This is a genomic window from Flavobacterium sp. LK-23, assembly GCF_058135255.1.
Map to the genome: position 1 here is coordinate 188,006 of NZ_JBYUVT010000003.1, position 12,379 is coordinate 200,384.

Sequence of the window (12,379 nt, forward strand, 5' to 3'; positions counted from 1 at the left end):
AAGAAGCGCTTGCTTTGCGAGATAAAGCAATCGAAAGTTATGACAAACAAAACTTTAATACGTCTTTTAACCAGTTTAACGAATCAAAGAAACTCTATGAAGTCTTAAAAGACAGTGCCAATATTGGATATATTCTTATAAAAATTGCAGATATTCATCAAACAAATGGAGATTATTATGGCAGTAAGGAGGTTATGACTGAAGCACTGCCCTATATTAAAGAAAATAAAAATTATTATGGCTGGATAAATAATATGTTGGGTATTGCAGACAAAGAACTTTCTCTTTATGATGATGCCATATTTTATTATAAAAAAGCATACAATGAATATACAGATCCTATTTCAAAACAAATTCCAATACAAAATATTGCTGCAGTGTACATTCAGCAAAAAAAATATAATGAAGCAATCGCTATTTTAGAATTACTTCTAAAATCTCTTTCAAGTAAAAAACTAAATGATAAAGAGCAACTAATAACCAAATCTATACGACTCGATAATTTAGGCTATGCTTATTTTAAGAATGGGATGAAAGACAAAGGGTTTTTATTAATGAATGAAGGCCTAAAAATCAGAATTGACAATCAGGACACTTATGGAAGTATCGAAAGTTATCTTCACCTCGCCGATTATTATTCTAAAAAAGATCTAAAGAAATCAGATGAAAATGCTCTCTTAGCTTATAATGCTGCCACTAAGCATAATAGTGTGGATGAAAGATTAGAAGCGCTTCAAATACTTGTTTCAAATGACCACAGCCCAAATACTAGTAAATACGTACAACAATATTTTACCTTAAACGACAGTATTATTAAGGTTCGAAATAATTTTAAAAATAAATCTGCTAAAATTAAATACGATGCGAAGAAAGAAAAAGACGAAAATGAAAAACTGCGTTTAGAAAAGGCAGAAAATCAATTATCTCTTCAAAAGGCCAAATATCTTCGAATTGTATTCGTAATTGTATTTGTGTTTTTAGTCATCCTAATTGCAATTTTAATCCGCTATTATAAAAACAAAAACAAGGCTATCGAGTTTAAAAGTTCGTACGATACAGAAACCAGAATTTCTAAAAAAATCCATGACGAATTGGCCAATGATGTGTTCCAAGTAATTGCTTTTGCCGAATCTCAGCCATTGGCTGTAGAAAACACCAAAGAGAATCTCCTCCAGAAATTGGATGACATTTATGGCCGCGTAAGAGGAATTTCAAAAGAAAACAATAAGATTGAAACGGGCAAAGACTTTACCAAAAGCATAAAAGAAATGCTTTCTGCCTACAACACAGCTGAGAGAAACATTATTGCCACTAATTTAGAAAGTGTAAATTGGGAAGATGTCGACGAGATAAAGAAAATCACTATTGGAAGAGTTTTACAGGAATTAATGGTGAACATGAAAAAGCACAGCAAAGCAAGTCTGGTCGTGATAAAATTCGACAGTGATCAGAAATCAATTCTGATAAATTATACCGATAACGGAATTGGCTGTGAGAAAACGAAGATTTCTAAAAATGGGCTTCAAAACATGGAGCACCGAATTCAGACCGTCAAAGGAACCATCGAATTTGAAACAGAACCCCAAAACGGTTTTAAAGCTAAAATAGCAATCCCTAAGTAAACAAAAGCCTTTCAGAAGATTTCTGAAAGGCTTTTTCTTCAAAAACAAGTAATTTTTAAAATTACCTTACATTAAACTGCTTCTTTCAATACAGCAACAGCTTCTTTCCAATTATTTACTCTCAAATAATTCTCTTTTTTGGCATTATGAAATGCTGTAAACATAATAGGCTTACCCATGCAAAAATCTAAATTCTTTGGATGATCATCGATTAGATAATCCGTATTGATAATGCTTTTGCTTCCGCATAAAACAATGTTCTGCCAATTGATAAAAGGAAAATGTTCTGCAAGCCATTCTATTTTTTCATTTAGAGAAAGCGGAAATTCGGTCGCCGCAGAAACAATATAAACCTCAAATTCCTCCTGTAATAGTTTTAAACTTTCTACAGCATCTTCTATTACTGGCAATGTCCTAAAAAAATCTTTAGAGTTTAAAACGCTCATTACCTTCTCACGACCGTGAAAAGCTTCTTCTTCTGTCAAACCTTGAATATCTTCTCTTAAAATTGTTATTCCGAAATCTCTTTCGAAGTAAGTGATTAGGTGTGCCTCTACATCAGCAAGCACGCCATCCATGTCGATTGCGATTGATTTCTTTTTCATTTGTAATTTTATTTTGCTGCTAAATTATGCAAAAATTGCAATAAACAGCAAAATGTTGTAATTTTTTATTTATTTTTGCAACATAAAACCGCAAAACAAATGAGAAAGGAAGAACGTCAACAGACCATTTTAGAATATTTATCTAAAGAACATCGTGTAACTTCGGTAGAATTAAGCGAGTATTTGAGTGTTTCTGAAGATACCATCAGACGTGATTTGAAAGAACTTTCAGATCAAGGGCTTTTAAAAGCTGTTCGTGGTGGGGCGGTCGCTCCTTCTCCGATTCCCCTTCATTATAGAAAAAGAGAAAAACACGATATCGAAAACAAAAAAATTATCGCTCAAAAAGCTATTTCGTATTTAAAAGACGGGCAAGTTGTTTTTATTGACGGCGGAACCACTTCTCTAGCTTTGGTAGCAAGCTTTCCTTACGATTTAAAATTGACGGTTATTACCAATAGTTTCCCCATAGCTTCGTTGGTTGAAGATTTACCCAATATTGATTTAATTTTTGCAGGCGGTAAAATGTGTAAAACTTCTTTTGCTACTTCGAGTATTGAAACAATTGATTTCTTTAGGAATTTTAGAGCAGATATCTTCATTTTAGGAATCTGCAGTATTCATCATGAAAGAGGAATTACAGGAATTTTATACGACGATTCTATGCTGAAAAAAAATATGATTAAGAACTCCAACTTTGTTATTGCTTTAAGCTCTATCGAAAAAGTAGAAACCGCCGAACCTTATTTTGTCTGCCCAATAAAAGATATTGATGTCTTGGTAACCAATGTTTCTCCAGACGAAGAAATTTTAAAGCCGTATAAAAATACTAGTTTGACTATTTTATAAATAATAAAAAAAGCCTTTTAAGAGTGATCTTAAAAGGCTTTTTCTCTACAAATTAATTGGCAATATTATTTCCATCCGCCGCCCAAGTCTTTATAAACATGGATTCTAATATCAAAATTAGGGCGCAATTCAACCACAAATAATATTTTCTATCTTTGTTTTAAACCTAAATTCAGCATCAAAATCGAAAAAAGCAAAAAAAAGTAAGTTTTTTCTTTCTTTAAAAATAAAAGCATATCTTTGCTTTGCTAAAATACCTAGGATATCATCCTAAAAACTTTATAAGTTAACATAAGCGATTCCCTCGCCATGATGTACCTGCGGAAACAATGGTAAATCTATCCTATTCGGGTATTTTAGCACATCTAAAGCGAGGGTTTCGTGTGTCTAATATTTTCGATTATGCTAAAAGAAAATCAAAAACCAACACATCGTGATGTAATGCCATCCGTAATTAATTTCCTTTCAGACGAATTGTTTGAGGGAGACTACAAAGAACAGCCCATGTATTTGCAGGAAATCTTCGAGCTCCTCATGCATACAGAATTTGGCGACGATATTAATTTAAGGCAAAAAATACTGAGCTGTTTAAGAACGAGCCGAAATCTCGCCGAAGCCTTATCGCCATTTTCAGAAAAACAAATTTATAAGGCTTGCGCTAGTAATAGATAAATTACTCTAATAAAAATTGAAAACCCTGCGAATTGATATTTGCAGGGTTTTGTTTTTACTGTATATTTTATTATTTACAAATAAAGAATCGCGTAGCTTTTGTTTTTTATCTAAAATAGAAAAAACAATCTTTGCGGACGCGAATTGCAAATCCGCGCTATCGGGTATGCCAAGTTGCTTTTATTTCTTTGGCTTGATATGTTCCAATTTTAAATTTTGTATCCTTGTCGTTTTTATCAAACTTTTGCATCCAAACTGCAAATTTCCCATTGGGCTGAACTTCAGCAATAAAATGAAGAATCTTATCAGAGTCATAATCATTTTTGACACTCGGAAGCATTCCCATTTGTACCGCTTTTGTTCGGATCATTTCAATTGGCAAAACAAAATCACCACCATAAATTTTTTGTTCTTTGTAAGAAAACCATTTTATCGACAGACTATCAGGAAAGAAAACATTCTTCATATAGTCTTCGCAACCATTAATTTCATTCCAACTATTATCCAGTATCTTATCTTTATTAATATGATAATCATTTCCTTTAAAATTACAGACTGCAACCTGTACAATATTTCCTTTACTACTTATAACACCTCCTGTCCAGTCAAATCTTTCATTTGGTTTATAATTATAACATTGAATAACATTTGAAATTACTGTTATTATCAAAATTAATGAAAGCAATTTATTCGTTCTATTATACATTACTTCTTCCTTCATAAATTTAATTTCTAAAAGCTCTACCCAATTCCTGTATGTACAGAAAAAACAGATAAAAATTGACTGTAATAATTACAAAACAACATAATAGAGTCCCTATTACTCTTCTATACAGTAAATTCTCGCTCTCACGAAGATAAACAAAGATTAATAGTATATCAGTCGTTATAAGAGCTCCAAAGCATACTGCCTCCTCAGAATGGTGTTCTCCATTTAAAAAATAGGTCTGTACAGATATAGCAATTAATATTAGTAAAAAGATTGTTAGGACTAATTTCATTTTTATTGTTTTAAATTATTATTTATAACCTATTTGATTGAGCAATTTTATTTTAAAACGTTTTACGCTTCCGATCTTTTGTTGTTTCCATCCCAATAGAACCATTATCTGCAGACCAATTCCGATAGGGCGGATTTGCAATCCGTGCCCGCAACAATAATACATAATACAAATTATCAGAACAGAAGCTACAAAGAATCATGTAGTTTTTGTTTTTATTCAAAATAGAAAACCAATCTTTGTGGGCACGGATTGCAAATCCGCGCTATCGGGTTAAATAAGCTTTATGCTCATGAGCGTGACGCTCGCGCCGCACGGAAAGTTCTTTTATTTTAAACGTAAATTTTCCATATATGGGTTTTCTACGACTTCAAGTACATATTTATTAATCTCTATAATTTTTAATATTCTGACTTTGATTTGCTTGCCTGTAACTTTTCCTGTTTTTAAAAATCTTTCGAATAAAAAGTAATACAATCCGATTACGATGCCAAACAGAAAAACCAACAAAAAATGCAATAAACTTATTTCGTTTTTTTTCATTTTAATATATTCATCTATTTGTGAAATGGTTATGCTTGGATATTCGGCTAGTTTTGCTACGAGATATTCTGAATTACGATCACTCGCTATCTTTTCAATTGTTTCTATATTTCGATTATGAATAGAAATAAATTCTTTTCCCGAATTTATATTGTGTACATTATCTTTAAAACTATTAATTAGTAAAATAGATTTTTTCAGTATGTCAAGTTCTCTTTCTGTAATCATTACTTAAAAATTTTTATTGACCTCACCAATTTATTCTGGCCTTAACATGTATTGGTTTTTTCTCTTTTTTATTACGAATAACAAATGCTATAGAATCGGGAATCCTACGTAATTCTTCAATAATTTTTGGATTATCTCCTCTAAATTTTTTATATGCGACGAGAGATATAGTGTCATTTATACTTTGTATATCATTAATTGTTTTTTTTGGATTATACTTTTCAATTAACTTTTGAGCTATTTCTTTTGATATTTTCATTTTTCTCCCCATAATATATATGTATGATGGATAATTTGGGTAATGAAAATCATCAAGACTAAAAAGTAATTTATTAGTTTCACTATTATATATCAAATAATCATCATCCTCTGAACGCAACGTATCGTTTAGTGTATAATAAATGTTAACAGATCGTATATTAGAAAAATTATTAAAGAGTAAATTAAATTCTAAAGGAATATTAATTACAAAATCTTCCTTATCTCTAGGAAATTCAGCCATTGCAATATTTACTTTTCTCTCAGAGATAATTTCTTTAAAATATGTTTTTTCTTTGCAGTTTAAGAAACACATAGTAAAAATTAAAATAGTAGTCAATTTTATTATTCTTTTCATAATTCTTCATTCATAAATATACTATCAACAACATCATAATAAGTATCAAGCTCTAAATCTTCCACTCCATATGTTATTAATGTATGGGTTAATTTTTCTTTTGTTATAGATCTCCTATCTCTAATTTGTTGTCGTGTTTTTATCTTTCCAATCAGTAGGTCATTCACAATTTCAGTGTTCACAGGATAAGATCTAAAAAAGTTATCTGATGCCCAGCTATTATTGTTTATGAAAGATAATGCTGCATCCAAACCTTTAGTCTTAGTATTTTGCCATTCCAACCACATTTGTTCATTAAAATTATGCTCCCCTTCTTCAAGTAAATCTTGCGCCATCCATTCAAAAATAAAGGCACCAAAAGCTGCTATTTGATAACTAGGAATAAAAGATAATGCTGTCGAAACTGATGGTGTATTAAATTTGCCATTACTGCTTATTTCAGGCATCATATTTCTAATTTCATCCAAAACCTGATGATAAGTAAAAATTTCAGCTGCTATTTTTCCAAATTTTATTATGTTTTTAATTTTATTAAAGATGGCTATTGTTGATCCTTTTGCTACAGGAACTTCAACTACTTTTTCGTCTATAAAAATGTTGGTTACATTTTCTTTTACATGAAAAAAATGGGTTATTTCTTCAATCTCATAACTAACAGCTTCCAGTCTGTTCTTTTTTATGTTAATCGTTTCTGTATAAATTTCCTTTTTGAATTTTTGGATATCTGCTGTGAATTGAAACTTAGTTGTGGATCGAATTTTTAAAGAAACAAATTTCTGAATTTCCCCACTCGGCAATTGATCAATTGCAAAAACTATTGTGTATCCTTTTCGGGAATATATTTCTGGCAATAAATAGACATCTCCGTCAAATGCCGGTTTGATTCGAAGTTTTACATTTGATGGATAACTCCGATAGCGCGGATTTGCAATCCGTGCCCGCAACAATAAGACATAATACAAATTATCAGAACAGAAGCTACAAAGAATCATGTAGTTTTTGTTTTTATTCAAAATAGAAAACCAATCTTTGCGGGCACGGATTGCAAATCCGCGCTATCGGGTATTATTGAGCAATTTTATTTTAAAACGTTTTACGCTTCCGATCTTTTGTTGGTTCCATCCCAATAGAACCATTATCTGCAGACCAATGCAAATATTGGTTTCGCAACGTTCTTAAATCTTCTTGCTCTTGTAGTTCTTGCTGATATGCTTCAAATCTGCTGTCTCCATTTTTTACTCCTTTATACTTTTCATGAATATTTCCATACCATTTAAAAGTATATGATTGTGCGTTTTCAAAAACATACTTATGTAAACGTTTTTTTACTCGAGCTAATAATGGATTATTTGAAATATTATACTTATCAATAACCAATTTTGTATTATCAAAAGGAACACTCTGCTTTATCGCAGCTTCTGCCATAAAATGTAATGGAATATAACTGTATGAGTTTTTTAAATTTCTAGTGCCTTTAAGTTCATGTTGAGGACCAAAAAAAGAAATCTCTAATTGATCTTTTAAATACCAAGCACTATCAACTAGTTTCTCTGAAAGTTTCTCCAATTTTTCTTTAAAGTTTTTCTCGATTACTTTTACTACTTCAATACCATTATTATAACTTCCTCCAACATCTGAGTGTACACCCGGAAATTCTCTTGTTTTTCCGACGTTAGTTGTAGTAAGCGAAAAATTATTTCGATGCTCATCTGCAGCAGTAAAATGCATAACTGATTCTGCTTTACTTAGATTATTTAATGGTAACTGCTTAGTGTCATTATCAAAATTTGGTTTCCCATCAATTAAAGTCGAGTAAGAAGATACAGTATCAAAAAGACCTAAAAAACGAACTTTTATTAAACCTACCTTAACATCTTTTTGTGCCAAATAATACCCCAAAGCACCTCCTTTATTTTTTCGATTAGCCGATAATGGATACGCTTTTTGGCTAATTTCATCTAAAAAAACTCTAGCGGCAGCTGCACCACGGCTGAAACCAAAAACATCTAAATACAGAATATCTACTTCTGAAATACTATTCCTTTTTAAATTATTGACTATTTCTTTACAGCCCGCTTCTACTTTATCTAATATTCCAGTACCACTAAAAACAAATCCCGTACCTAGGCCAGCCCCTAATACAGAATCAGCTTTTTCAGTTTCCGTACCAATACCGTCAATATATGTGGTTAATTCTAAAGGGTAAGCATCACTCAACCTTGCCACATTCGACCAAGCATTGTAATAACTGCTACTTTCTTTGTCTTTCCCATTTTTTCGATAAGCATCTGCCGAAATTGTTTCTTTTGGATTCAATTTTTCGCCTCTTGCCCTTTTATCATAATATTCTTTGGCTTTGGTATTATTTTTATTGTTATTGGTGCCGTCAAAAAAAACACCAATGATTACTTCATTAGTTTTCAATTCTTTTTTAGGTGGCATGTAATCTCCAAATACTATACTCATCTTAGTTTAGTTTACCAGAATCTTGACAATTTTGATTTAAATTATATTTTTTCCCTTCTTGTACTATATAAAAATCTACTACCCACTTATCATCCTCTTGTTTTGTAGGATCGATTTTTATTACCATTTCTGCAGATTTATTTTTATCAAGATGCTCTTTATACAGCATTCGAATCTCGTTTTTATCAAAATCTACAGGAATTTCATCCTTACCCATAGGTTTAAGATATTTTGCCCAATATTCTTTATCTTTAGTAAAAGCAATTCTAGACACAAACCGTCGTTCTTTTTTGCCTTTAGCAACTGACCAGTAAATTTGAAAAGCGTAAGGAATGGCTCTATATTTCGTATCTATTGGCTTATCATAAGGATCTTCCTTTTCTCCATTACACATTTTAATGTACATTGAAGTAAGCTTAGAACCTTCCGGCAAGATTACTCGTGGTTTCCATAAATATTTTTCTCTATACTCCTCATAAACTTCTGATTGGGGATAACCGTATTGTTTGATTTGTTCCCGAACGTCTTCAGATATAACAAAATTGTTTTCTAATCTATGTTGACTATAACCTTTTCGAAACATATACATTTCGCTTTCGATAATAAGTTTAGGATCTATTACCGTTTCATGAGCCTGAAATCGCGCCACTTCCACCTGACTACCAGCCCCCGCTACCCATACTATAACCATTCCTTTTGGTCCGAGACCAATATTTATATAATCATAAGACTCCTTTACATTTTCTAAACCTGGTTTAGCAGGAAATCCTTCATCAAAAAGCTTTTTTATTTTTTCTGTAGGGAGTTTCCAGTCGCCTTTATAGAATTTATTGTCTACATATGATAACCATGTCATATCAAGTCTGTCTGGCACTGGTGCTTTTATATAATCGATACTACCCAATCCTCCCCAGCCAGAATTGCTAAATCCGCCCATTTGGCTAAAAAAATAGCCTCCTGCTGCTCCTGTATAAACTTCTACAGGATACTCTCTTGGTGCACAAATATTTGCTGCCCACTCATATTTTTTTTCTATATATGAACTCATTGTTATTGTTACTACAGTTATCACTATTATTATGATGAAACATAATAAGATGTTGTATTTCTTGATACTATTTTTTCTCACCGTTTATTATTATTTTTTTACCACAAATCAAATTCAAATCGTCTTTTGTAGCTTCATAATTCAATTTATTGGCATTTTTTTCAAGTTTTCTGCCAACAGTTAATTGATAAGAATCACTCACTTTTATTTGAATAATCTTCGCTTGTTTTGCAATTGCCATAAAAATTAAATTAAAAAAGATTAGATTTTTCTGTGCTATTAATACGCACTTGCTTTCCGCTTTGTATGGTCATGTCTTCTTCATGACTATAAAGACTTGCTTTCGAGGCTATTTCATTTGAACTGTCTGAAGTACGACTAAAATCTTTATCAACCAATTCAGTCCTATTATCTGATCTTTCCATAATATTCCCATTTGCATTTACATAAATATCATTTTGAGCTTCTTGAGAGATATTATAACCTGCATCAACCTCAATATCCTCTTTAGCATCAATTTTTATATTTCTCCCAGCTTTCATAACAATATCATCCCCTGCTTCCAATTCAATATTTTTTGGAGCTTTAAACCTGATGTTTCCATCTCCATGAATTACAGCTATAGTTTCGCCTTTTTGACTTTCTATTGTAATGTCGCCCGTAGCATCATCATTTATAATTCTGTTTCCGCTTCGGCTATGCATTATTGCCTTTATATCATTATTCGGCGTACTATAACCGCTTTTTTCCTTTCTGCTGGTCATAGTTCCTAATACAATCGGCAGTTCAGCATTATTGCCCTGAAAGTCTACAAAAACCGTATCTCCAATTTCAGGTATGATATGAGAACCTCTGGCATCGCCTCCATAATTCTGCATTAGAGGAATATAAGGTGTGGTTTCGCCTTTGGCTGCCTGCCACGGCATCTGTACCTGTATACCGCTGAGTCCGTCAGGATCTGCGTTGGCGGTTACAATGGCAATCTGGCTTTTGCAATAGGGCACTAAATCTGGATCTGTTTCTGGTGAAAACACAGAACCGTTAAAATTTACAGCTGTAAAATGGTTTTCGTAACCGCCTCCATCATCACAGATATGTGTTATCTGAGTAACGCGGTAAGAACTTTCCAACTGCATGTCGACACCTGTTACTCTTACTTCGTTTCCTATAGTAATGCCTGGAACTTCGCTTGAAGCTTTTATTTCTACTAAACCGCTTAAAACAGATCGCATTTTGTTTTTGGCATATTCTTCTGAAGATCGCCTTCCAGATCCGCCCACAGGAGTCTGGTTTAGCTGTATAATGGTTTCTTTATTAAAAACTTCATTAGACCTGTTCAAAAAGTTTTGATGGAAACCGTCGGCTTCTTTTCTGTATTTTAAAGTTTCATCAGTTTTATACTGGCCGTCATTGTTATCGTTTTCTATTACTTTAAACAGTGCAGGGATAAGTTTTAGGGTATAATCAAAATCCTGCATGTTTATTCCATACATTAATTTTGGCGTTGCACCCACACCGCCCGGACTTCCAAAAATGGCTGTTCTTCCGTTATAATAGAACCAATGCCCATTTCTTTTGGCCAAACGATTTAGAAAAGCAAAATTGCTTTCGTTATACTGCACAGTGTAAGGCAGGTTGTCTAAATAAAATGGTCTTACATCGATATCAATGTCACAGTCTGATTTTACTTTTTTTGCAATATCATTCAGAGACATGTTGGTGAACGAATTGCATTCGGGTCCGTTTTCTAAAAGTATTGTAGTACTCTTTCCTTTTATTACGATGGTTTCTTCTACGTCTTTAATACGGGATTTTTGCAGTTTGACTTCGGTTACTATGCCGTAAAACTGCATGATGTAATCTTTAGAATCTGCTCCAATAATAAGATCTTCCAGACCTTCTATAGGTTTTATTTCTATGCTTATTTTTTCTCCGTATAACTTTTGGGAAAAAGGCATCACACTTTTAAATTCTTCTACTAATAAATCTTGTCTTACTTCGAAGGAAAAAGTGTGGTGGTCGTGAATCGTCTGAAAAACTTCTAATTTGTTGAAATTAGCAATTCTTATTTCGCCAATTTTAATATTCGTAATTGTTTGCAATGCCATACTAGTTGTTTTTTAAAAGAGCTATGAGTTTTTCCAATTGTTTTCAAAAATTGTATTCCCAATTTTTACTTCGTTTGATGAAATCAAAATCTCAGTAACCATAGGAACTGATCCTTCACTTCTAAAACTCTTATGAAACGATATGCAGAAGGCCTTTTTAAAGGTTACATTTTTCATGGTGCTCATAGCGTCTCTGCGATAAAAAATGACTTTTCCGTCTTTTACACTGGTCTGAGATACCATCCAGTCTGAAAACAGATCTGTCTGTGTGGTTTCTATTACAAGTTTTATCTGTCCGCCTTTTGTCTTGTTGGCCGGTTTTCCGTTGTTATCGACATTCTGGGTAAAATGAACATCAAATTCTAAAACATTAAACACTTCATTGTCTAATTCTAATTTTGCTAAAAAACTCATATCTAAAAGGTTATTGATTATTTTACAGGCTTTTGTAGATTTTATAACCTTAATCAATAAATGAGAAGTGGTATTTAAGTAAATAAAATATTACATAATTATATTGTAAATATAATAAGACCGTTTATATAAGTAAGAAAAATATTAAATTTTAACAATAGGTAAAAATTTAAAAAGCATAAAAAAACCCCGAAAACTAAATAATAG

At 32.2% G+C, this 12,379-nt stretch carries 13 protein-coding genes; 3 read left to right on the forward strand and 10 right to left on the reverse strand.

What is annotated here, in order from left to right; all coding sequences use genetic code 11:
- Positions 1-14 precede the first annotated feature (14 nt).
- Complete coding sequence (locus AC3Y25_RS06410) at positions 15-1,622, forward strand: tetratricopeptide repeat-containing sensor histidine kinase (protein ID WP_489902158.1); 1,608 nt, start codon at positions 15-17, stop codon at positions 1,620-1,622.
- Positions 1,623-1,693: 71 nt separating this feature from the next.
- Here AC3Y25_RS06410 and AC3Y25_RS06415 read toward each other — a convergent pair whose 3' ends face one another.
- Positions 1,694-2,227: a 5' nucleotidase, NT5C type gene (locus AC3Y25_RS06415; protein ID WP_427874840.1), complete on the reverse strand. Its 534-nt coding sequence runs from the start codon at positions 2,225-2,227 to the stop codon at positions 1,694-1,696.
- Between the two features lie 99 nt (positions 2,228-2,326).
- On the opposite strand from AC3Y25_RS06415, the gene AC3Y25_RS06420 reads away from it, so the two are divergent.
- Entirely contained in the window at positions 2,327-3,076 is a 750-nt protein-coding gene (locus tag AC3Y25_RS06420; protein ID WP_095929037.1) for a DeoR/GlpR family DNA-binding transcription regulator, read from the forward strand.
- Positions 3,077-3,478: 402 nt separating this feature from the next.
- Positions 3,479-3,748, forward strand: coding sequence for a hypothetical protein (locus AC3Y25_RS06425; protein WP_111362943.1), 270 nt, complete (start codon positions 3,479-3,481; stop codon positions 3,746-3,748).
- A gap of 157 nt (positions 3,749-3,905) precedes the next feature.
- Here the strand turns inward: AC3Y25_RS06425 and AC3Y25_RS06430 are convergent, their stop codons facing one another.
- From AC3Y25_RS06430 to tssD, 9 genes are all read right to left on the reverse strand, one after another.
- Positions 3,906-4,469, reverse strand: coding sequence for a DUF2931 family protein (locus AC3Y25_RS06430; RefSeq protein ID WP_489902159.1), 564 nt, complete (start codon positions 4,467-4,469; stop codon positions 3,906-3,908).
- 607 nt (positions 4,470-5,076) lie between these two features.
- Positions 5,077-5,520, reverse strand: a complete 444-nt coding sequence (locus AC3Y25_RS06435; RefSeq protein WP_489902160.1) for a hypothetical protein — start codon at positions 5,518-5,520, stop codon at positions 5,077-5,079.
- 22 nt (positions 5,521-5,542) lie between these two features.
- The gene (locus tag AC3Y25_RS06440; protein ID WP_489902161.1) at positions 5,543-6,136 is read right to left on the reverse strand and encodes a hypothetical protein; all 594 of its coding nucleotides are present in this window, start codon (positions 6,134-6,136) and stop codon (positions 5,543-5,545) included.
- Positions 6,133-7,128: a hypothetical protein gene (locus AC3Y25_RS06445; protein WP_489902162.1), complete on the reverse strand. Its 996-nt coding sequence runs from the start codon at positions 7,126-7,128 to the stop codon at positions 6,133-6,135. Before AC3Y25_RS06445 ends, AC3Y25_RS06440 begins: the two co-directional genes overlap by 4 nt.
- 91 nt (positions 7,129-7,219) lie before the next feature.
- Positions 7,220-8,602, reverse strand: a complete 1,383-nt coding sequence (locus AC3Y25_RS06450) for a T6SS phospholipase effector Tle1-like catalytic domain-containing protein (protein WP_489902163.1) — start codon at positions 8,600-8,602, stop codon at positions 7,220-7,222.
- A gap of 1 nt (position 8,603) precedes the next feature.
- Positions 8,604-9,650: a DUF2931 family protein gene (locus AC3Y25_RS06455; RefSeq protein ID WP_489902164.1), complete on the reverse strand. Its 1,047-nt coding sequence runs from the start codon at positions 9,648-9,650 to the stop codon at positions 8,604-8,606.
- A gap of 67 nt (positions 9,651-9,717) precedes the next feature.
- Positions 9,718-9,891 (reverse strand): hypothetical protein, encoded by a 174-nt coding sequence (locus AC3Y25_RS06460; RefSeq protein WP_250837012.1) that lies wholly within the window; start codon positions 9,889-9,891, stop codon positions 9,718-9,720.
- A 10-nt stretch (positions 9,892-9,901) separates the two neighbouring features.
- On the reverse strand, positions 9,902-11,758 hold the full coding sequence (locus tag AC3Y25_RS06465; RefSeq protein WP_489902165.1) for a phage baseplate assembly protein V: 1,857 nt from the start codon (positions 11,756-11,758) through the stop codon (positions 9,902-9,904).
- A gap of 21 nt (positions 11,759-11,779) precedes the next feature.
- Positions 11,780-12,172, reverse strand: a complete 393-nt coding sequence (gene tssD / locus AC3Y25_RS06470; RefSeq protein ID WP_095929050.1) for a type VI secretion system tube protein TssD — start codon at positions 12,170-12,172, stop codon at positions 11,780-11,782.
- Between the last annotated feature and the right edge of the window lie 207 nt (positions 12,173-12,379).